Source organism: Sulfurimonas sp., from assembly GCF_026196735.1.
Taxonomy (GTDB): Bacteria; Campylobacterota; Campylobacteria; order Campylobacterales; family Sulfurimonadaceae; genus Sulfurimonas.
This window is the reverse complement of the sequence record NZ_JAPHUF010000002.1, coordinates 300,454-324,316: the sequence shown is the minus strand read 5'-3', so window position 1 is coordinate 324,316 and position 23,863 is coordinate 300,454. Positions and strand designations below refer to the sequence as shown.

The following is a 23,863-nucleotide window of genomic DNA, read 5'->3' as shown; positions in this document are numbered from 1 at the left end:
TTTGAGATAAGACCAACATTACCTTTTTTGAAAATCATACCAGGCATAATTCCAATTTTACACTCTTCTGCCGTGATGATACCAGGACAGTTTGGCCCAAGTGTTTTCATACCATGTTTAGTAGCATGAGCTTTTGCCATTTGCATATCTTTAACCGGAGCGCCCTCTGTAATAATTACAGCAAGTTCAATCCCAGCTTCAGCAGCTTCCATTACAGCGTCACCAACAAATGCAGGTGGAACAAAAATCATAGAAACTGTAGCGCCAGTAGTTTTAACAGCATCTGAAACAGTATTAAAAACTGGTTTACCTAAGTGCTCTTGGCCGCCTTTATTTGGTGTAACACCACCAACAATCTTAGTTCCATAAGCAAGACATTGCTCAGCATGGAAAGTTCCCTCTTTACCCGTAAAACCTTGAACGATTACTTTTGTATCTTTGTTTATTAAAATTGACATTAGTTTCCTTTCGCCGCCGCTACAGCTTTAGCTGCACCGTCACCTAGATCATTACCAACAATCAAGTTAGCAATATTTGCATTTTTTAGAATCTCTGCTGCTTCTGGTGCATTTGTTCCATCAAGACGAACAATTACAGGAACATTTACATCTGTAATTTTTGTAGCTTCAATAATACCGTTTGCGATTCTATCGCAGCGAACAATACCACCAAAAATATTTACGAAAATTGCTTTAACTTTTGGGTTTTTAAGAATAATCTCAAAACCTTTCGCAACAGTCTCTGCGTTAGCAGAACCACCAACATCCAAAAAGTTAGCCGGTGTTCCACCCATGTGATTAATTGTATCCATAGTACCCATTGCAAGACCGGCACCATTTACCATGCAACCGATTTCACCATCAAGTGCTACATAAGAAAGACCATATTTAGCAGCTTCAACTTCATCAGCATCTTCTTCTGTTAAATCTCTCATAGCAGCAATCTCTGGTTGACGGCCAAGAGCTGAGTTATCAAAGCCCATTTTTCCGTCAAGTGCGATGAACTCACCAGAACCAGTACGAACAAGAGGATTGATCTCAATCATCTCTGCATCATTTTCCATATATAGTTTGAAAAGTTTTTGTGCAAAAGAAATAATATTTTTTTGCTCACCTTTATCACTGATACCTAAACCAAAAGCAAGTTCACGACCGTGAAAGCCTTGAAAACCAATAGCTGGATCAACAGGAACCGTAATGATTTTTTCAGGAGTATTTTCTGCAACATCTTCAATGTTCATACCACCCTCAGTTGAAGCCATAATCAGAGGCATTTCTAATTTTCTATCTAAAACAACAGAAAGATAAAATTCATCTTTAATATCAGCACCATCTTCTATGTAAAGCTTTTGAACAAGTTTACCCTCAGCAGTAGTTTGATGAGTAACCAAAGTCATACCAAGTATTTCATCTGCATGTTCTCTTACTTCATCAAGAGTTTTAGCAAGCTTAACACCACCGCCAAGACCACGCCCACCTGCGTGAATTTGAGCTTTAACAACCCATATAGGACCACCTAGCTCTTTTGCAGCCTCGACAGCAGCATCAACGCTTTCAACCATAATACCTTTTGGTACCGGCACGCCATACTTTGCAAAAATTTGTTTTGCTTGATATTCATGTATATTCATTTATTCTCCTTGTTTTAAAATGGAAGTCTATTTAACTTCGTACTGTGCACGACCTATTTTATAAAGGTCATCGCCATATGCATCATTCACCACTGTTACAGGGAAATCAACTACTTCTAACTTTCTAACTGCTTCTGGTCCCAATTCTGGGTATGCAATTATTTCAGCACTTTTAATCTGTTTACCTAAAAGTGCGCCAGCTCCACCGGTTGCACCAAAATAAACTGCTTTATACTCTTGACAAGCATCTGTAACATCTTTGTTTCTTTTGCCCTTACCTATCATTCCTTTTAGGCCCTCAGCTATTAAACGAGGAGAGTAAGAATCCATACGATAAGATGTAGTTGGCCCTGCACTGCCAATTGGATCGCCAGGTTTAGGTGGAGTTGGTCCAACAAAATAAATAACAGCACCTTTAATGTCAAAAGGTAACTCTTCACCGGCATCAAGAAGATCAACTAGTCTTTTATGGGCAGCATCACGAGCAGTATATACAGTCCCGTTTAAATATACTATATCACCGCATTTAAGCTTTAAAATTGTTTCATCACTAAGTGGTGTAGTTAAATGGTATGTTTCACTCATCTTAAGCCTTTATATTGTGATATGTGTATGGCGTGAGCTATGACACTGAACATTTACGGAAACAGGTAAAGATGCAATATGACAAGGGTTTGCTTCAATATGAACAGCTAAAACTGTTTCAGTTCCGCCCATACCCATTGTTCCAATTCCAAGTTTATTTAGCTCTAATTTAATAGTATCTTCCAACTCTGCCATTTCAGGGTCTTCATTTACAGAACCTATGTTGCGAAATAGTGCATGTTTAGAACTAATTGCAGCTTTTTCAAATGTTCCACCAATGCCAACACCTACAGTAAGTGGAGGACAAGGGTTTGGACCAGCATCTGAGATACACTCTCTTACATAATCAATCACACCCTGCTTTCCAGCAGCTGGCGGGAAAACTCTTGCACGAGATACATTTTCACTACCACCGCCTTTTGCAGCGTATTCGATATCTATTTTATCACCTTCAACAATATCAAAATGAATAATTGCAGGTAAGTTATAGCCAACTGTATCTTTATTGTTGGCACGAGTAAAAGGATGACATGTAGAAGCTCTTAAATAGCCTTCTATATAACCTTTTTCAGTGCCTTCATTGATAGCATCTTTAAGTAATCCGCCAACAACTCTAACATCAGCACCTACTTTTACAAAGAAAACTGCTAAACCTGTATCTTGGCAAAGTGGACGAGCTTCAGAGCTTGCAATATCAGCATTATCTAAAAGCTGTTTTAAAACTTTTTTACTTACAGGGCTTTTTTCATTTTCATAAGCTTCTTTCATTGCATTGAGTGCATCCTCTGGAAGATTTGAAGCTGAGTAAACAATAATGTCTCTAACATTTTTAACTATATCTTCATATGCTATTTCACGCATTACGCTCATACTACTTGTCTCCAAAAAATTTATTTTTATTTAAAGAGTCAATTAATTCTTGAACAGAAGCACATGAGTTTTTAAACATATCCTGCTCTAAATCATTTAAAGTAACTTCAATAATTTTTTCAGCTCCATTTGCACCAAGCATTACAGGAACACCTGAAACAACATCTTTGTAGCCATATTCACCTTCTAGACAAACTGCACAAGGATGAATCTGTTTTGTATCTTTTAAGATTGCTTCTACCATAATAGAGGTAGATTTTGCTGGAGCATAATAAGCTGAGCCAGTTTTTAGATGACCAACAATCTCTGCACCGCCGTGGCGAGTACGAGTAACTATTTCTTCAATCTCTTTGTCACTAAGCACATCAGTTAAAGGCACGCCTGCAACAGTAGAATAGCGAGGTAATGGAACCATATCATCACCATGACCGCCCATTACCGAAGCACGAATCTGTCCTCCGCCGTATCCAAGTTTTTCTTGAATAAAAGATGCCATACGAGAACTGTCTAATATACCGGCCATACCAATTACACGGCTTCTATCAAATCCACTCTCTTTTAAAGCTACATAAGTCATAGCATCTAAAGGGTTTGAAACCATTATAATGATAGCATCCGGAGAGTATTTTGCAATACCAACAATAACTTCTTTTGTGATGTTTGCATTAATCATCAACAAATCATCACGACTCATACCTGGAAGTCTTGGACTCCCAGCCGTCACTACAACAACATCACAGTCAGTTAAATCAGATATGTCTTCTGCAACGCTTACGACTGTGTGACTTCTAACAGCTGAAGCAGCTTGAGACATATCTAGTGCTTTGCCGCGAGCAACATCAATTTTGTTATCACGAAGAATAATCTCATGACACGAACCTTGCATAGCAAGCGAGTACGCTACTGTCGCGCCAACATTGCCGGCACCAACTATCCCTACTCTAGTTCCTTTACTCATATATACTCCTTGAAATAAAATATTTTTGGTACTTTAAATCAATAGACTTAAAAAACATGTGCAAACACATAAAACTTAAGTATATTAAAATACCATTGTTAAAGACTTTTTTGCCTTTTATATAAAACTTAGCAGTTTCACAAAAAAAGAAAAATTAAGAGGAGGAATCCTCTTAATTAGTAGAACTAGATGTTATTTATAATAGCATTTAGTGTAGCAGATGGACGCATAGCTTTTTCAGCTTTAGCATCATCCGGATGGAAGTAACCACCAACATCTTGAGGTTTACCTTCAGCAGCTAATAACTCAGCCATGATAATGTCTTCTTTTTCAGTAAGCTCTTTAGCTACCGGAGCAAATTTAGCAGCTAGTTCAGCGTCATCACCCTCAGCAAGTGCTTTTGCCCAGTACTGAGCTACAAAAAAGTGAGAAGCTTTGTTATCCGGCTCACCACATTTTCTACTTGGCTCTTTATTGTTATCAAGATAACCATCATTAGCAGCATCTAAAGCAGCAGTTAAAGCTGCAAGTTTTGCATCGTTATTTTTTTGACCGATAAATCTTAAAGATTCAGCTAATGCTAAGAACTCGCCTAAAGAATCCCAACGAAGGTGACCTTCTGCTAAGAATTGATCAACATGCTTAGGAGCAGATCCACCAGCACCAGTTTCATACAATCCACCACCAGCGATTAACGGAACGATAGAAAGCATTTTAGCTGATGTTCCAAGCTCTAAGATTGGGTACATGTCAGTTAAGTGATCACGCAAAACATTACCAGTTACAGCGATAGTATTTTTTCCTTCTCTTATTCTAGCATTTGTAAATCTAGTTGCATCAGTAACTTTCATAAATTGAATATCTAAGCCAGAAGTATCGTGGTCTTTAAGGTAAACATCTACTTTTTTCTTGATTTCGATATCATGAGCTCTGTTTTCATCTAACCAGAATACTGCAGGAATATTTTCAAGTCTAGTTCTCTCAACAGTTAAACGAACCCAGTCTCTAATTGGAATATCTTTAGTACGAGACATTCTCCATATATCACCAGCTTCACACTCAAAACTCATTAAAACACCATCAGCACCAGTAACAGTAACCGTACCTGATTCTGCTAATTCAAATGTAGTTGGATGAGAACCATACTCTTCAGCTTTTTGAGCCATAAGACCGATATTTTGCATTGTACCCATTGTTGCAACATCATACTGACCGTTTTTAACACAATCAGCTAACATTTCAGCATGAAACATAGCGTAAGTAGAATCAGGAATAACTGCTACACATTCAACTGCAGCACCTGTTCTATCCCATTGTTTACCACCTTCACGAACAACAACCGGCATAGAAGCATCAATAATTACATCATTTGATGCATTAAAGTTTGTTGTTCCTTTGTCTGAATCAACCATAGCTAACTTAGGAGAATCAGACTCTAGTGCTGCTAAGAAATCAGCTTTAATTTCAGCTTCTTTAGCGTGGCCTTTGATTTTTTTCTCTAAATCAGACATACCTTGGTTAGGGTTAACATTTAACTCTTTGAAAGTGTCTGCATGTTTAGTGAATACTTCTTTGAAGAAAGCAACAAAACCGTGACCAAACATAATCGGGTCAGAAATTTTCATCATAGTCGCTTTAAGGTGTAGTGACCAGATAACATCATTTGCTTTAGCATCTTCAATTGTTTTTGCATAAAAAGTGTTAAGTGCAGCAACTGACATAAATGTACCATCAAGAACTTCACCAGCAATTGCATCAACAGAAGTTAGCTCTTTGCCATTAAGTGCGATTGTTACTTTTTGATCTTTATCTAAAGTTACAGATTTTTCATTACAAAAGAAATCTCCATTTCCTTGCATATGTGCAACATATGATTTAGGATTTTCTGGGAATGCGCGTAATTTATGTGGATTTTTCTGAGCAAATTTCTTAACTGCAACTGCAGCGCGTCTGTCAGAGTTACCCTCACGAAGAACAGGGTTAACCGCAGAACCCAAACAAACACCATATTTAGCCTTGATAGCTTCTTCTTCAGCATTTGCTGGATTTTCAGGGTAGTCAGGGATATCATAACCTTGACCTTGAAGTTCAGCAATACAATCTTTAAGTTGTCCAACTGAAGCAGAAATATTTGGAAGTTTAATTATATTTCCGTCTGGTTGTAAAACAACTTCACCAAGCTTGGACAATTCATCTTCTGCAAGACCCATTGCAGCTAAAACTCTACCTGCTAGTGAAATGTCACTAGTAACTACTTCTACGCCTGCTGCTTTTGTAAAAGCATTTACGATAGGTAATAATGAATAAGTTGCTAAAGCTGGAGCTTCATCAATCTTTGACCAAATAATTTTTGACATGTGTAGTTCCTTAGGTTAATATTTTTGTTTTTGCAATGGTATCAGCCCCGCAAAAACTTATACGGACATATTACCACTAAGATAAATAATAGTTGGTTACCTTTTGGATAATATTTAGCTATATTAATTATTTGTTTCGTTTTGTAGCACGCTTTATGTTGCTTAAATGTGTAGAATAGTTACATGAAAAATCATGGGTTCCATTCTTTGATTTCATAAAATACAGATAATCTGTTTGCGCCGGAAAGATTGCTGCTCTTATTGCATCGAAGCTCACATTGCATACGGGAGAGCTAGGAAGCCCCTTGTTCTTGTATGTATTGTAGCTTGTGTCGTCTTCTTTTATTCTTTTTGGTGTTACTTTTACATGTGAATATTTGCCATAGTTTAGAGTTCCGTCCATTTGTAGTCTCATCTTTTTCTTGAGCCTATTATGTATAACAGAACTTACTATCGGCATCTCTTGTATGTTTGCCGATTCTTTTTGAATAATTGATGCAAGTGTTACAAAATGAAACCATTTATTTTCATTATATGTACCAAATATTTTATAAGATAATTTTTTCATAGCAGATGTTGATTCTGAGCGTAGAATTTTAATTAATTCTTGTTCTGTGATCCCAATGGGTATTTTATAGGTATTTGGAACTAATGCACCTTCTTTGTGTTTAAACTGCTTGTCATACTCCTCTTGCAACAACTCTCTGTCTAAACCAAGGTTGTTTGCTAGTTGATTTAAAAATATATATGTTGTCTCACCCGGAATAAGTGTAATATTTTGAAGAGCTGCTTTTGCAGTTACTAATTTATACAAAAAATCAGCTCTTGAGCTTGAGAGTGTTCCTATTTGTATCCATCCGCTTTGTGGAGAACCAATTACTCTCAAAATTAGAGAGTCAAGTTTACTTACATTGTAATTTTTGCTCTGTAAGTGTGATATAATTTTATTAATAGAACCTTTAGGTATATATATGACTTTAGGGGAATTTATAGGCTTATTTAGGTAATACATGAACGATAGAGCAATAATTAATACTATTTCGAAAATCCATTTCATACTCTTAAGTGCTCTGTTGTTCATTTTCTTAATACTTTCTACAATATTTATACTTCTACAAAATGGAATATATTTAGATGATATATCAATCTCAAATATAAAAGCTAAGAAATTATACATTAAATGGGATGAAAAAATAACTTTAGTTGCCCAAGAGGTGATTATTGAAAAGGATGAAAAAGCTAAAGAGACAGGTTTTAGTTATAAAAATACAATAAAAAAACTAAACTACTCTATATTATTGGCCGGCTTGTTTGAAAAAATAACAATAAATAAACTAAGCTATGATGATTTAAATGGCTCATTTAATTACACAAGTGCAAATGATGGACTGTTGTCTCTGTCATCAAATTATATCAAGCTAAAAAGTTCACTAAACATAAAAGAAGATTTTTTAAATATTAATATAAGTGAGTTTAATCATGAAAACAAAAAGATACATGTAGACGGAAATATAACACTCCGCACCAGTGAAGATTTTAAAATTACTTCTACACTAAACATAGGTATCAACGATGATGCCAATCTGACTTTGTACGCAAATGCCGATGACAATAAATTGTCTTACAAAGTAGAATCCGTTAAAGACATTAAAGATACTAAGTATATTGTTGATTTGTTCAATATGGATCCAAGAGCTAAATACTGGGTTTATGATGCTATGGATATGTCAAGTTTTTCACTTAAAAGTGCCAGCGGATGGTTGCAATACGACAAACCAGAAGAAGCATATAAAAACTTACATGTAACAGCTGTCGCAAATGAACTAGTATATGTTTATGATACAAAAGTAGATTCAGTTCGAACAAGCCATACTGATTTGGAGTTTAAAGACGGTGTGCTTTATATAAGACCGCAAAATGCTTATTCATATGATTTTTTTCTTGATAAAAGTTGGTTGAAGATCGATTTTTCAAAAAAAGAAGAACTCTTAACACTATATCTGCTTTTTAAAGGCAAAGTAAACAGTAATCTTTTGAGCCTACTAAACAGATACGGTATAAAGCTTCCGTTTATACAAACAAAAGGTGAAATGGATACAAATCTAAAACTTGTAATAAATCTAATAACCGCAGATGTATCGGCTCTTGGTGATTTTTATGCTAAAGAGTCGCAGATCAACTATCTTGGTCTAGATTTGGATCTATTTGACACCCATGTTTATTTGAAAGATTCTGATGTAAAAGTAAAGAACATGTTTGCAAAATATAAAGAAATTGCATCAGCACATGTAGATTTGGATTTTAATGCAAGAAAATCCAAAGGAACACTTGACTTTAGGATAGATAAGGTGTCTTTACAAGAGGTAGGCTTAGAATTAAACAAAAGTAAAAAGCCGCTACATGCTACATATACTATATCACCTAAGCAAGATTTTATTGATATAGAAAAATCTAAATGGAAGATAAAAGACAAAAACTTTGATATTACACCAATAAAAATACCTTTTGATATGAAAACACTTTCTGCAGAGATTCCTTTAACATCCATTGAGTCAGACTCAATATCTGCACATGTTTCAGGCAAACTGTTATTTAAGCCGATGATGGCAGATTTGAATATTGATTTGTTTAAGATTGATTATAGTGGCATACTGCTAAATCAATCAACAGCACGACTGAGCCTTGCGTATGATAAAGAGTTTATTCTATCCTCAAAAAATTCAATAAAGCTTGCTATAGATAATAAAAAATATACTCTAAATAATCTTAAGATGAATATTGACTCCAACATAGTCAAAGCAAGCAAAATGCAATTAAAAATCGACAATTCATTAAAGTCTGAAATCGCTGCAGAGTACAATTTAAAAACCTCCAAAGGTTTTGCAGATATTTTTAGCATAGAGTATGTTGATGATAAGTTTGGAGAAGTGTTTAAAAGAAATAAAAAATCAAGAGTATATTTTTCTAACAAAAATAGTGAGTTTTCTTTGCACTCTCAAGATTATGATGTTGAGTACATGTTAAACGACAAAGAGTGGAAACTAAAATTTAATTCACTTGATAAAATAGCTGAATATTCAAATATTTTAAATAAGTATAGCTTGACAAACGGCTCTTTTATGCTTCATAAAGTAAAAGATAAAGAAAATATAGACTTTACTCTTAATAGCGATTATAAGTATAAACTGCTTGTAAATGGCAATAAACCCGTAGACAATTATACTGCAAAAGGAAAGATAAATGTCAATACAGAATTTATGCGTTTTAACATCAATGACGCTGTAGATGTAATTGTTGATGATGACATAAGAATTAATGCAAAAAACATTGGTATCAACAGAGATGAAATTGTAAATCTATTGGATGATGAAATGATGACTAAAGGCAGCAAGAGCAACTCTAAATTTTCATTTGAATCCACAAATTGTTACATATATTTTAGTGAAGATAGAAGAGCTGTTTCAGATAAATTAGATTTGCAGTATTTTAATAATCTTCTTACTGCTCAGCTAAAGCATAAAGAAGGTTCTGCATATTTTAAATTTCTTGATGATGATTTTCATCTTTATGGGGAAAATTTCAACGATGAATTTATGGAGAATTTATTTGCTGTATCAAAATTTAAAGGTGGGAAACTAGAGTTTTCCATAGATGGCACAACAAAAGAGTATGTAGGTAGTATTTATGCGAAGGATACAACTATTCGTAACTATAGAGTACTAAATAATATCCTTGCTTTTGTAAATACCGTGCCATCATTGGTTACATTTTCACTTCCTGGGTATAACACCAAGGGCTTAAAAGCAGATTCTACTTACATAAACTTCGGTTTCAAGGATGATGTCTATACAATGACTGATATTGCTCTTAAATCAAAAGAGATTGATATTCTTGGTCATGGTGTGGCAAGCATAAAAAACAATAGTATAAACTTGGAGTTAAACTTAAGAACTGACTTGGGTAGTTCACTCTCAAAAGTTCCCCTCGTTGGCTACATATTGCTTGGGGATGAAAGTATTTCAACTTCACTTACCGTAACAGGAAAATTAGATGATCCAGATGTCAATACTCAGGTAGCAAAAGACATCATGGTTGCTCCGCTAAATATTATAAAAAGAACTTTTATGTTTCCGTTTGAAATATTTAAAGACAAAAAAGATAGATAATACTACTCATTTCTTAAAACAGTTAAAATATCAACTTCACTTGCTTTTTTCGCAGGATAGTAAGAAGAAGCCACAACAATTCCAAACGCTCCAGCAACTATTAGCGTAAAATCTTTGATACTTAAATCAAGAGGAAGAGTAGAAGTTGGATATACATCTTTTGGCAGGTTTACAATATCAAATGTACTAAGTATCCACAAGCCGCTCATACCAAGTACTATGCCGGCCATAATACCGCTAACTCCGATAACTATACCTAGATATAAAAATACTTTTTTAATCTCAATTGATGTTGCACCGAGTGATAATAGCAACGCTATTTCGCTTCTTCTGTTCATTACAGTCATTAAAAGTGAAGATATGATATTTATTGCAGCAATAAGAATAATAAGCATTAAAACAATAAATAGAGATATTTTTTCTAACTCTAATGCCGCAAAAAAGTTAAGATTATCTTCCCACCATCCTTTTATAGATACATTATTTGGTAGAGATTTTTTAATCTTAAGTATATCAGCGTGTGGATTATTAGAAAAAATATGAATTCCGTCATACTGATTGTTTGGTATGCGAAGCATTGTTTGAAGTGATTCTAATGTAGTATAGCTATAGGCCTTATCATAAGCAGATAAGCCCGAATCAAACACGCCTTTTACTTTAAATCTTTTAATTTTTGGCGTAATTGAGAGTCCGCCAGGTTCAACATGTGTAAAGATATACATAAGTCTGTCATCAGTAAAAAGAGTAAATTCGTTTTTTAATATTTTACCAATCACTACATCAAATTTATTAAATTCATTATTTTCTATAACTTTTTGTAAAACACTGTTTACTTTAGCCTCTCTTTGAAAGTTTACTCCAAATATATAGCCACCCTCTAGTTTTGAGCCACTTCTTGCCATAACAGGTGTTTGGATATATGGACTGAAATTAAGGTTTGGAAACTTTGATTCTAAATCTAAAAGTAGATTTTCATTAACCGCTCCATAAAACTTAGGAATAACAGTTAGTGGGTAATTCATAATAGTAAGTTTTTTTCTAAATTCCTTGTCAAAGCCATTCATAAGCGCCATAGCAATTAAAAGTACCATAACGCCTAGCGATATACCTAAAAATGCAAGTAGTGCAGACAAGAAGATAAACGGTTGCTCGTTATCAAATCTTAAGAACCGTTTTACTAGATATGGAACTATTGATGTTTTCAAGAGGCAGAAGCACCGTTTCCGGCAAACACCCCTTTCTTGGGACCACTTTTGCCGCAACACTGTTTATACTTTTTGCCACTACCACACGGACAAGGCTCATTTCTAGATACTTTTTTAACTCCCTGCTCTTCATTCATATTTGAGTGGTTAAACTGTCTGGCAGCTTCGTCAAACTTTCTCTGCATCTCTAGCTGCTGGGCAACTTTTTTAGCTTCTTCTTCTGGATCATCAACTCTAAATTGAATAATTTGAAGCGTTTTGATAGTGTTAAATTTAATATCGCCAATAAGTTCTGTAAACAGACTAAAGCTCTCTTTTTTATATTCAACAAGCGGGTCTTTTTGATTATAAGCACGAAGTCTTATGCCGGTCTTCATACTGTCCATAGCATATAAATGCTCTCTCCAAGCACTATCTAGCTCTTTTAAATACAACTCTCTCTCGATATCTCTACAAACATCATCTTCTAGTACACTCATCTTGTCATCATACGATTTTTTAATCCCAGCTGTAAGAGATTCAAGTAGTTCTTCATACTCAAATGATGCAAAGTCTTGTGTGTTTAATTCTATATTTAATTCTTCTTGTAGTATTTTAAATACTTTTTCTAGATTAAAGTCTTCTCTCTCGGCACCTGCAAATATATCTGCAGAGTTAAGTACATGTTCAATATACTCAGCTCTAATTTCATCGATTTTACTTGAGATATCAAATTCTTTATCAAGAAGCTGATTTCTGAATCTATAAACAATTTTTCTCTGCTCATTTGCAACATCATCGTATTCAACAATCTGCTTTCTACCTTCGTAGTGCATGTTTTCAACTTTTTTCTGAGCTTTTTCAACTGCGCGAGTTACCATTTTAGACTCTATATACTCACCATCTTCTACACCGAGTCTCTCCATGATGCTTTTAATCTTGTCGCTTCCAAAAATACGAAGCAGATTATCTTCTAAAGAGAGGTAAAACTGTGTTGTACCTGCATCACCTTGACGACCTGAACGACCACGAAGCTGATTGTCTATACGACGATTTTCATGTCTTTCAGTTCCAATGATGTAAAGACCTCCAAGAGCTCTAACCTCGTCATTTACCTTAATATCAACACCACGACCTGCCATATTAGTAGCAATAGTTACAGCACCTTTAGCACCGGCATTTTTGATAATCTCACCCTCTTGAGCATGGTTTTTGGCATTAAGTACCGTATGTGCAATTTTTTCTTTCTTTAAAAATTCATGAAGAGCTTCAGACTTTTCAATAGAAGCGGTACCTATTAGAACAGGTTGACCGGTTTTTGAAAGTTCTTTAACAGTATTTATTACTGCTTGAAATTTTTCAACTTCAGTTTTATAAATCAAATCATTTAAATCTTTTCTTTGGATAGGTATATTTGTAGGTATCGAAACAACATCAAGTGAATATATCTGTGTAAATTCAGTTGCTTCGGTCTCTGCAGTACCCGTCATACCAGCCAGTTTATCATACATTCTAAAGTAATTTTGAAATGTAATATCAGCCAATGTTTGAGTCTCTTCTTTTATTTCTACTTTTTCTTTTGCTTCAAGTGCCTGATGAAGTCCTTCAGAAAACCTACGACCTTCGCTAAGGCGTCCCGTAAACTCATCTACAATAACAACTTCACCATCATTGACAACATAATCAACATCTTTTTCAAAAAGATAGTTTGCTTTTAATGCTTGGTCTAGAGCGTGTGGCAATGAAGCATTTTCCGGGCTATAAAGGTTTTCCACATTAAAAAGCTCTTCTGCCTTTGTGATACCCTCTTCCGTGATTAAAACTACTTTATCTTTCTCATCTACCGTAAAGTGTTCATCTTTAACCAATTTTTGAGATATTAAGTTAGCATCTGCATAATCTTGCATTGTTCTGTTTGTTGGCCCTGAGATAATCAGCGGCGTTCTAGCTTCATCAATCAAAATACTATCTACTTCATCAACAATTACGAAATTATGCCCTCTTTGAACCATCTGCTCAGATGAATAACTCATGTTGTCTCTTAGAAAATCAAAACCAAACTCGTTGTTTGTACCATAAGTTATATCTGCATTGTACGCTTCTCTCTTTATGAGAGGATCATGCATGTCTTCAAGAATAACACCAACAGAGAAGCCTAAAAATTCATACAAAGGAGCCATCTCTTTACCATCTCTAGAAGCAAGATAATCATTAACAGTTACAAGATGAACACCTTTGCCGCTCATCGCGTTAAGAACAATAGCTAAAGTTGCTACAAGTGTTTTACCCTCACCTGTTTTCATCTCAGCAATTCTGCCCTCGTGAAGTACAATTCCACCAACAAGCTGGACATCAAAGTGTCTCATCTGTAATGTTCTAACGCTAGCTTCTCTTGTTATTGCAAAAGAGTCCTCTAAAACTTTATCCAAAGATTTTTCTTCTTTTAAAACACTATCTCTAAGCTCTGCAAAAGCTACTTTTAACTCATCGTCACTAAGAGCCTGATACTTACTCTCTAGAGCGTTTATTCTATTGACTATTTTATTATATCTTTTTAATTCGCGATCATTTGATGTACCAAATAAATTACCCATTAATGCTTGTAGCATCTTCAACCTTATATGCATTACTATATACTTTACTATATAGTAATTTTGAAATTGCTCTTATTTTATCATACTTATAATAATAACTTGCATAAATGAGTTAATCATTTCTCGTAATCATCATATTAAACAATATGTAAACAGTCGCTTTGATATAATTTGTCTTAAAGGAATACAGTGAAACAGATACTTTTAACAATGCTATTAACCACCTACATGTACGCTTCAATCGACACCATTAGCTCTTTTGAAGCAGATTTTGCACAAAGTATTACTGATGAGAAAGACAAAGTTCTTGTTTATAATGGTCATGTAGTTGCAACCAAGCCTCAAAATGCCAAATGGAACTACCTTGAGCCCGTAAAAAAAGATGTTTATATAAGTAAATTTAAAGTTACAATAGTAGAGCCTGAAATTGAACAAGTCATACTAAAAAAAATAGAATCCAATTTTGATTTTTTTAAGATAATCGGCAATGCAAAACAAATTAAAAAAAATATATATGTTGCAAATTATAAAAATTCTTCATTTACAATAGTGAAGAATAATGATTTAATTGAATCAATATCGTATATCGATGAGTTTGAAAACAGAGTAAAAATATTGTTCAAAAACCAAAAACAAAATCATAAAATAGATTCGGAGGTTTTTACACCACATTATCCTCTATATTTTGATGTTATTAGAGATTAAGTTTAGAATTACTTGGATAAGGCACTTTGCCCGATGGAACATATCTAGATGCTTCTTCTAGGTGTAAATCCTGATCATCAAAGAAGATATGTGCTTTAAAAGCTTTTAAAATTTTAGACTTCCCTACTCCGCCAAGAAAAAACACTTCATCAACATAAACACCCCACTGTCTTAGTGTTTTAATAACTCTCATTTCAGCAGGCGCGTTTCTCGCTGTAACTATTGCTATTCTGATAGGTGAATACTCAACGCTAAACGGCAAACGCTCTTGAAGTCTTGCTAATTTTCTAAGAAGTAGTGCATAGGGGCCTTCGGACATGGGTATATCTTGCTTGGAATCTTCATTTTTATAAAAACTACCTAAGCCTTCGGCTTTGTATACAATTTCACTGCTCTCATCAAATAAAACCGCATCGCCATCAAAAGCTATTCTTACCTGTCCTTGAGGTATTTTTGCTAAATCTTCGGGTGGTTTTTTAAGAACTGCTGCTGCGCATGCAAATCCATCGATAACTCTCTGTGCATCTTCTACATTAGTTGTTAAAAATAGATCCACATCAAAGGCTTCAAGATAGTCAACAACAGACTCTCCGCCGGTAAAGGCATGTCTTGTTATATTTAAATTATGTTTTCGGATATTGTTAAAAACTTGAATTCCAGTCTCTGGAGAGTTTCTGGACATAACAACAACTTCGATTAGAGGTTGTTCACCTTCTGTTTGATATTTATTTAAATCAAGTAAAGCTTTGACTAACGGCATTGCTGTACCGTCTTTTAAAGGGTCATTTTCGCGCTCAAGCATATAAGCACGATACTCTGTCATCGCTGATTCTTTATCTTGGGTGTTTTTTAGTTGAAAAATTGCATCTGCTTCATTTAAATCAAATAACGCGGTTGCAGATATACCAACAACTAAAGTATCTGTGAGGTCTAATGCCATAAATATCCTTTTGTGAAAGAACTATAGCATATAAATTTACAGTTTTAAATAAGGGGTGTAAAAAAGTTAGTGATTGTAAAATAACAACGCAAAAATTGCGTTGTTATAGTGCTTTATTTAATCATAGCAGTAAGTTGCTCTTGACTTACTGTATTGAAGTTAAGGTATTTGTATACTGTATCAGTCATCTCAGGTGTGATTTTATCTGAAACAATCTCTAAATACTCCTCTGGTGTTGGTAATGCACCTTTAAGTGCAACAACAGCAGCAAGCTCAGCAGAACCAAGATAAACTTTAGAATCTTTACCAAGACGGTTGTCAAAGTTACGAGTCGATGTAGAGAATACCCATGCACCCTGCGCAACGGCAGCTTGGTTACCCATACATAATGAACAACCAGGAATTTCAGTTCTAGCACCAGCCGTACCAAATATAGAGTAATAGCCCTCTTCAGTAAGAGTTTTCTCATCCATTTTTGTTGGAGGACAAATCCATAATTTATTTTTAACTGGACCTTCGCCTTTTAAGATTTCACCAAGTGCGCGGAATAGACCAATATTTGTCATACAAGAACCAACAAATACTTCGTCAATCTCAGTTCTAAGTCCTGCTTCACGGATTTCTGTTAATGTTTTAACATCATCTGGATCATTTGGACAAGCAAGTATCGGCTCTTTGATTTGATCCATATCTATTTCAATTACTGCTGCATACTCAGCATCTTTATCAGCTTCTAAAAGTTCTGGATTAGCAACCCATGCTTTCATTTTGTCAGCGCGTCTTTGAAGTGTAGCTGCATCTTCGTAACCTTGAGCAATTAACTCTTCAATCAGAACAATATTTGAATTTAAATACTCAATTATCGGCTCTTTGTTAAGCTTAACCGTACAAGCAGCTGCAGAACGCTCAGCAGATGCATCTGAAAGTTCAAATGCTTGCTCACACTTAAGATCTTCTAAACCTTCAATCTCAAGAACACGACCAGCAAAGATATTTTTCTTACCAGCTTTAGCAACTGTCAATAAACCATCTTTAATAGCTTGATGAGGGATAGCATTTACCATATCACGAAGTGTGATACCCGGTTGCATAGCACCTTTGAATCTTACAAGAACAGATTCTGGCATAGTAAGCGGCATCATGCCTGTAACACCGGCAAATGCAACAAGACCTGAACCAGCCGGGAAAGAGATACCAATTGGGAATCTAGTGTGTGAATCTGCACCCGTACCTACTGTATCTGGAAGACATAGTCTGTTTAACCATGAGTGAATTACACCGTCACCTGGGCGAAGTATGAAACCTTTTCTAGAAGTCCAAAACTCTGGAAGTGTGTGTTGGAGCTTAATATCCGCAGGTTTTGGGTAGGCAGCAGTATGACAAAATGATTGCATAGTCATATCGGCACCAAAACTAAGTGCTGCAAGTTCTTTTACTTCATCTCTAGTCATTGGCCCAGTTGTATCTTGAGATCCAACAGTTGTTGCAATTGGCTCACAGTAAACACCAGGTTTAACACCTTCGATTCCACAAGCTTTACCAACCATTTTTTGAGCTAAAGTAAAACCTTTACCATTGTCAGCCGGTTGCGCAGGAGCCATAAATAAATCACCAGCATCCATTCCTAATGCTTCTCTAGCTTTTGCAGTTAGACCTTTACCGATGATAAGTGGAATACGACCACCAGCTCTCATCTCATCTGGAAGAGTATTTGGTTCAATTGTATAAGTTGAAACTACTTTACCATCTTTTTCTATAGTACCTTCAAATGGTTTAACAGTGATAACATCACCGGTTTCCAATTCAGCAGTTGGTGCTTGAATAGGGATACATCCAGAATCTTCTGCAGTATTAAAGAAAATTGGAGCAATAATGTCACCAATTACGATACCGCCGGTTCTTTTGTTTGGAATACCTGGAATATCTTTACCCATGTGCCATTGAACAGAGTTAATTCCTGATTTTCTTGATGAACCAGTACCAACTACATCACCAACATATGCTAAAGGATGACCTTTTTCTTTTAACTTTTTCATAGTATCTAATGGATTATCCATTCTATTTATTAAGAATGAATTAGCATGAACAGGAATATCTGCTCTTGTAAATGCTTCAGATGCCGGAGATAAATCATCAGTATTTGTCTCACCAGGGATTTTGTATACTGTTACAGTAATCTCTTTTTCCATTTCAGGTTTATTTGTAAACCATTCAGCATTCGCCCAAGATTCTACTACTTCTTTAGCTTTAGCATTTCCGTTATCCATTAATGTTTTTACATCATTAAATGCGTCATATACTAAGATTGTGTTTTTAAGTTGTTCTGCAGCAGCATTTGCAACCTCACCGTCAATCTTAAGCGCTTCAACTAGTGGAGTAACATTGAAACCACCAAGCATTAAACCTAAGATTCTACATGCTTCTACAGCGTCTATAGCATCACAAGAAACATTTCCTTGTACGACATCATTTAAAAATGCAGCTTTTACATATGCAGCATCATCAACACCTGCAGGGATCTTGTTCTCAAATATATCCATTACATAGTCTTGTTCAACAATCGGTGAAGCTTTCAATAATTCAACAAGTTCTGCTGTTTGCTCAGCAGTTAAAGCCAATGGTGGAACACCAAGAGCCGCTCTTTCTTCTGTATGTACTTTATAGTCTTCTAAAAATGCCATCGTCATTCCTGTATATAAATTTAATAGAGGAGTATATCTAAATATATGAACACAAAATAAACAGTGTTACTATAGTAAACACAATATAAAGCTTTTATCTCATCGATGTATATTTTTGTAACACATATCGCTGTTGTATTGAAACAAACTCTCATTTAAAAACAAATTTTCAACACAGAGGAGCTTAGGGAGCGAGTCAGTGCTATAAAAAGATGATTGGATAAAAGAGTTATAAGGTTCTAAAACTTATTTCAGCATCGATAATATCTCTATTTTTGCCTCTATAGTTACTTTTTAGCCATAAAAGATAAGAGTCTGGAAGTTCTGAGTAGAACATCCCCTTATATTTTCCAAATTCAACCTTCTCTTTTTGCTGAGTTTTTAATATATTCTCTTCACATGTAGAATTTGCAATTGTAAGTTTCATCAATGAAATAAAATCTCTAAACTCAATCTTTTTTTGAATAGCGAATGTATAAGTCTCAAAATCAAACACACCTTTTCGCGCACTTACAAATGTTTGGATTTCTTGTATTTGTTCAACAGAGAGCTCTTCAAGGTTTTGTACATGTACACTAAACGAGTTAGCAAGTTTCGTAAAGATAAAGTGAGCTTTTTTCATTAAATAATCTCGCGAATACCTCTTGTATTTGGAGCCGAAAGCACACCCTCTCCTTCTAGCTGCTCTATAAGTCGAGCTGAACGGTTATAGCCTATTTGAAGTTTTCTTTGCAGGTAAGATATAGATGTTTTTCTGTCGGATAAAATTACATTTTTAGCATCTGCATACAGTTCATCTAGTTCTTCATATGTTTCATTTGAAGATGATTGACTAAGCTCACTCTCTTCTACTAAGAAACTTTTGTCATAGTTTGGTTCTCTTTGAGACTTGATAAAGTTAACAATGCTTTCTATTTCATTCTCTGTACTCCAAGGCGCATGCAAACGCACTAAACCGGTAGAGCCTGGAGGCGTAAACAGCATATCTCCCTTGCCAAGCAGAGATTCTGCTCCCTGCTGATCAAGAATTATCTTAGAATCAATTCTTTGCCCTACTCTGTAAGATATACGAGATGGAAGATTTGCTTTTATAAGTCCTGTTACAACATCTACTGATGGCCTTTGAGTAGCTACTACTAGATGTATCCCTGAAGCTCTTGCCATTTGAGCCAATCTTGCGATGGAATGCTCTACATCTTTTCCGCTTGTCATCATCAAGTCAGCTAGTTCATCTATAATTACTACTATGTATGGGAGGTGCTCTCCGCCTTCTTTTTTCACTTTTGCATTGTAGTTTTCAATATTTTTAGTTCTGTTTTCGCTCATGAGTCCGTAGCGTCTCTCCATCTCATGAACCATATTGTTTAGAGCTACGATTGCCTGCTTGGCCTTTGTTATAACCGGAGTAAGTAGATGCGGAATATCATTATATATAGAAAATTCGAGCATTTTTGGGTCAATCATAAGAAGTCTAAGCTGATCGGGTGAATTTTTATATAAAAGTGACAGTATCATTGCATTTATCCCGACACTTTTTCCGCTGCCGGTTGTTCCTGCTATAAGAAGATGAGGCAGCTTCTTCAAGTCTGTAATAAATGGTTTACCGACTATATCTTTACCTAAAACTATGGTCAAAGGCGATGAGGACTCTTTAAATAACTTGCTATCAAGCAAATCTCTTAAGTATATAGTATCGACAGTAGCATTTGGTATTTCTATGCCGACTACATCTTTTCCGGGAATGGGAGCTTGAATACGAATAGTTTCAGCACTCAAAGCCATAGCCAAATCATCTTGAAGATTTAAAATTTTGCTTACTTTAACATTTGCAGCCGGTTTAAACTCAAATGTAGAAACAACTGGCCCTGCGTATGTTCTTACGACATCGCCGTCTATCTTAAAGTGTGCAAGTTTTTCTATCAAAAAACCTATCTTGTCATCTAGTTCGCTCTCATCCACGCTATGTGATTTTGAGCTTGGTTTTTGTAAAAAATCTATAGATGGTAGAGTGAAATTTTTAGGCTTTTCTACCTTTCCTTTTTCTATAGCTGCTAATAACTTTGCATTTTCTTCTAGCTCTTGTACAACAACTGTATTGTTTTGCTCTTTTATATCTTGAACTAAATCTAAAATATTAGTATGTTTTTCTTTAGAAGTTTTTGGCACTTCTTTTGACAAAGGTTCTGAAAATTCAACAGGATTTTCTCTTCTGAGATAAGCAGGTTTGTCAATTTCATCTTCAAAATCTTCTTCTTGGGCTTGCTGCTCATATGAAGCACTGTTGCTATATGTTGCTGCAGTACTTTCTTGTTTATGGTTTTCGCTCTTGCTAGTTACCAAATCTTTCAGATTAGCTAAAAACATATCAACAAGTTCATGAGTATTTTTATCTATAATTATGACTATTGACACTAAAGTAATTATCAACCAAAAAACCCACAACCCGAATGTTCCGATATAAGGAGATAAAAAATCTACAAAATCAGCACCAATTGTGCCTCTGTATTCGTCTGTTACGAGCATTGCCTGCGCTAATAAAAAAGAAAATAAAATTAAAAACGAAGTTATCGCTAATTCAAGTTTTCTAATGTTTAGAGTAGTGTTTTTGTAAAAAAGATATAAAGGGATTAAAGACGCAAAGATATATACATAAGATATATAACCGAAATATTTATGATTGTATAAAGCAAAAGTAGCACCATATGTACCCATTAGAGCTGTGCCGCCAAGAAGTGTTGCAAATCCCAGATAGATTAACAAACCAAAAGTTATTATAAATATAGTGTCTTTCAAACTACAACTTCCTTTAAAGATATATATAATTAATTAAAGAGAAGTATAGCTAAAACTGTTCCAAAATAAGCTTCTAAAGGTAGTTAACCAAACTTAATTGTGAAATTTGACCTACTGTTGATAACATAGCTTGATAATTGTTATTTAGCTGAGTTAACTCCAAAGAAGCTTCTGCTAAATCTGTATCAATCACTGAAGATCTAAGTGTCATTGTGCTTATTTCAAGAGCACTTGTTCTCTCAAGTGAAGTTGTCAAAGCATTTGACTGAGCACCAACTTTAGAGTGTGATCTAAAAACATGATCACTTAAATCATCAAGCATTGATATGGCGTTTTGTATCCCCACATTTCTAGGATCGCCCGATGATGAATCTGGGTTAAGCTTGTGGTCTTCAACTGACTTGATAACATCATCCAAGGTTTTGAAGAAATCAGTTTTTGGGTCTGTAACCGTCAATGCATTGTTTGTATTGAAGGTCATAACAGAAGATGAGGCTCCAACGGCAAAATTATCACTATTAGAATCATATAAGGCTATTGATACATTAGTACTTGAGTTGTAAAGGTCATTAAATTCAATTTTGCCGTCATATGTTAGATGCGTATTGCCTAAGAGACTTGAATTTTTTATAGCTGTATCATATTCGGCTGCCGTGCCTGGCACAGTAGCAGGAAGAGTATCTGTAGTAACCATATTCATAACATCCATTAGTTGTTGGTATGTCATATCGTCCGGCTCAGTAGGAGTTCTTGCTGAATCTGCGTTATAGATATTGTAGGTGTTTCCTCCAACTGTAAATGTAGATCCACCTGCTGTAAAATCAACAGTGGCGCTATAAGCAACACCATTAATATCTGTTCCCTCTAAATTAAAAGTTGTTCCATCCAATGTGTCAGCTATGCCTTGAGATAAGTCTGCAACATCAGATATTTTTGTTGATGGTGTTGCAAAAGCATTTTTATCTAGTTTTGTAACAGGAGTTGTTGATGTGTTTGTTTCTTTTAAAATTTGAGGCGCATTAGATGTAATCGTTGAGCCATTTTTAGAAAACTCTGCTCTATCGTAAACTATACCTTCTATATTTGAAGCAGCAGTTCCTGCTGAAGTAAGAGATGATTGAGTATACTCTCTAACAAAAATATCTCCAGCTCCAGCTGAAGCAGTAGCATAATCTGTCGTCTCTACATCTAAAGCATCAATATCTGTAATTGCGGCTAGATTATCTGCCGCATTAAAATCTGCTGCTCCAACCATATGAAAGTCTAATTTACTAGAACCTTTCATTTTATCTTCTATTACTATCTGTCCATCAGCATTCATGGAAACATTTACAACATCTACGCTTCCGGTATTTCCGTACGCCTCACCAATTTTAGTGAGCAAAGCATCAATAGTATCAGCATTACCCAGCTGAATATCTGTTTTAAATGCTGTGCCATCGCTTTTCGTACCCCTTAAGTAAAAGTGGTGTTGGTTAGCACCAGGAAGAGTACCGTTGTAATCAGCCATAGTAGTATTTCCATCGAGAACATTACCAACATTAGGAGATTGAACAACATTAGAAGTTATTTGTCTTTTACTTGTAGTTTCTTCTCCAAAAAATAATTCTGTGCCAGTTATATTGTATTGTTGTGATATTCCAGAACCGGTAAACGCACTCATTGCAACATCATTACCATTGTATGTTCCATCATCGTTTATCGGTTTTATATCCACGGCTGAACCGGAAAATAGGTATTGACCATTTATTGAAGTATTTGCTAAGTTTTTAAAATTGCTTTCTATCGCCCTTAACTCTTGAGCAATCGCATCTAGAGATACATCGTCATTTGTTCCATTTGCAGCTTGAATAAGTAGAGTTCTTGTTTTGTTTATAGATTCTTCAAACTCACTTAAAACTACATCTGATTGATTTGAAAACTTATAGCCACTCTCTGTACTCTTTTGGATTTGGCCAAGCACAACCATCTCGTTATCTAGTCTCATCGTTTCTACGAATATTCCAACATCATCTTTTGCATATTGAATTTGTAATCCGGATGCTATTTGCTTATTTACATCAAAAAGTTCTTTACTCAATTTAGAGTTGTTCTGACCATAAATATCTTTATAATACATACTAGATGTAATTCTCATAATGAACCTCCGTATACTCGTTCAATTATATTTCTTATATTGTATAAAGCAATATAAGTTCCATTGCCTAAATATCGACTAAATATTCTTTTTGTTTATTTTACAAACCTTTAAGTTATAAAGCACTATCATTTCACTCTTTCATGCCAGAGTGGTGGAACGGTATACACGGCGGATTCAAAATCCGCTGCCTTCGGGCTTAGGGGTTCAAATCCCCTCTCTGGTACCATATATAGCTTTTTAACACCTATGTTAATATTTTC

The 23,863-nt window shown here is 35.1% G+C and carries 16 protein-coding genes and 1 tRNA gene; 3 read left to right on the top strand and 14 right to left on the bottom strand.

The features are described from left to right. From OQK60_RS01900 to mltG, 7 genes are all read right to left on the bottom strand, one after another. Positions 1-458, bottom strand: a 458-nt coding sequence (locus tag OQK60_RS01900) for a CoA-binding protein (RefSeq protein ID WP_297683505.1), incomplete at its 3' end; no start/stop codon positions are given. Beyond that, positions 458-1,630, bottom strand: coding sequence for an ADP-forming succinate--CoA ligase subunit beta (gene sucC, locus OQK60_RS01895; RefSeq protein ID WP_297683503.1), 1,173 nt, complete (start codon positions 1,628-1,630; stop codon positions 458-460). The genes sucC and OQK60_RS01900, both read right to left, overlap by 1 nt. A 27-nt stretch (positions 1,631-1,657) precedes the next feature. After that, positions 1,658-2,215, bottom strand: a complete 558-nt coding sequence (locus tag OQK60_RS01890; RefSeq protein ID WP_297683501.1) for a Fe-S-containing hydro-lyase — start codon at positions 2,213-2,215, stop codon at positions 1,658-1,660. A 9-nt stretch (positions 2,216-2,224) separates the two neighbouring features. After that, positions 2,225-3,076, bottom strand: a complete 852-nt coding sequence (locus OQK60_RS01885) for a fumarate hydratase (protein WP_297683519.1) — start codon at positions 3,074-3,076, stop codon at positions 2,225-2,227. 10 nt (positions 3,077-3,086) lie between these two features. After that, positions 3,087-4,043: a malate dehydrogenase gene (gene mdh, locus OQK60_RS01880; protein WP_297683499.1), complete on the bottom strand. Its 957-nt coding sequence runs from the start codon at positions 4,041-4,043 to the stop codon at positions 3,087-3,089. Positions 4,044-4,228: 185 nt separating this feature from the next. After that, entirely contained in the window at positions 4,229-6,400 is a 2,172-nt protein-coding gene (locus OQK60_RS01875; RefSeq protein WP_297683498.1) for an NADP-dependent isocitrate dehydrogenase, read from the bottom strand. A 127-nt stretch (positions 6,401-6,527) separates the two neighbouring features. After that, a complete protein-coding gene (gene mltG / locus OQK60_RS01870; RefSeq protein WP_366854597.1) occupies positions 6,528-7,481 on the bottom strand; it encodes an endolytic transglycosylase MltG in 954 nt (317 codons plus the stop codon). On the opposite strand from mltG, the gene OQK60_RS01865 reads away from it, so the two are divergent. After that, positions 7,474-10,566: an AsmA-like C-terminal domain-containing protein gene (locus OQK60_RS01865; protein ID WP_297683496.1), complete on the top strand. Its 3,093-nt coding sequence runs from the start codon at positions 7,474-7,476 to the stop codon at positions 10,564-10,566. The two genes, mltG and OQK60_RS01865, sit on opposite strands and share 8 nt — an antisense overlap. Before the next feature lie 2 nt (positions 10,567-10,568). On the opposite strand, the gene OQK60_RS01860 is transcribed toward OQK60_RS01865, so the two are convergent. After that, positions 10,569-11,771, bottom strand: coding sequence for an ABC transporter permease (locus OQK60_RS01860; RefSeq protein WP_297683494.1), 1,203 nt, complete (start codon positions 11,769-11,771; stop codon positions 10,569-10,571). Beyond that, positions 11,768-14,359: a preprotein translocase subunit SecA gene (gene secA, locus OQK60_RS01855; protein WP_297683492.1), complete on the bottom strand. Its 2,592-nt coding sequence runs from the start codon at positions 14,357-14,359 to the stop codon at positions 11,768-11,770. Before secA ends, OQK60_RS01860 begins: the two co-directional genes overlap by 4 nt. 174 nt (positions 14,360-14,533) lie before the next feature. Here secA and lolA point away from each other — a divergent pair, with 174 nt between their 5' ends. Then, positions 14,534-15,049, top strand: a complete 516-nt coding sequence (lolA, locus tag OQK60_RS01850) for a LolA-like outer membrane lipoprotein chaperone (RefSeq protein ID WP_297683490.1) — start codon at positions 14,534-14,536, stop codon at positions 15,047-15,049. Here the strand turns inward: lolA and OQK60_RS01845 are convergent. The 5 genes from OQK60_RS01845 to OQK60_RS01825 all read right to left on the bottom strand — a co-directional run bounded on the left by OQK60_RS01845 (position 15,039) and on the right by OQK60_RS01825 (position 23,600). Beyond that, positions 15,039-15,989 carry a 5'-nucleotidase gene (locus tag OQK60_RS01845; protein WP_297683489.1) on the bottom strand — a complete coding sequence of 317 codons (951 nt, stop codon included), beginning with the start codon at positions 15,987-15,989 and terminating at the stop codon, positions 15,039-15,041. The two genes, lolA and OQK60_RS01845, sit on opposite strands and share 11 nt — an antisense overlap. Before the next feature lie 113 nt (positions 15,990-16,102). Then, complete coding sequence (gene acnB / locus OQK60_RS01840; protein ID WP_297683487.1) at positions 16,103-18,670, bottom strand: bifunctional aconitate hydratase 2/2-methylisocitrate dehydratase; 2,568 nt, start codon at positions 18,668-18,670, stop codon at positions 16,103-16,105. A 229-nt stretch (positions 18,671-18,899) separates the two neighbouring features. After that, entirely contained in the window at positions 18,900-19,292 is a 393-nt protein-coding gene (locus OQK60_RS01835; RefSeq protein WP_297683485.1) for a DUF3820 family protein, read from the bottom strand. Further along, positions 19,292-21,463 (bottom strand): DNA translocase FtsK 4TM domain-containing protein, encoded by a 2,172-nt coding sequence (locus OQK60_RS01830; RefSeq protein ID WP_297683483.1) that lies wholly within the window; start codon positions 21,461-21,463, stop codon positions 19,292-19,294. The genes OQK60_RS01835 and OQK60_RS01830 overlap by 1 nt, the downstream gene beginning before the upstream one ends. Before the next feature lie 73 nt (positions 21,464-21,536). Further along, a complete protein-coding gene (locus tag OQK60_RS01825) occupies positions 21,537-23,600 on the bottom strand; it encodes a flagellar biosynthesis protein FlgL (protein ID WP_297683481.1) in 2,064 nt (687 codons plus the stop codon). A 145-nt stretch (positions 23,601-23,745) separates the two neighbouring features. Here OQK60_RS01825 and OQK60_RS01820 point away from each other — a divergent pair. Then, a tRNA-Leu gene (locus OQK60_RS01820) sits at positions 23,746-23,829 on the top strand. The last annotated feature ends 34 nt before the right edge of the window (positions 23,830-23,863 follow it).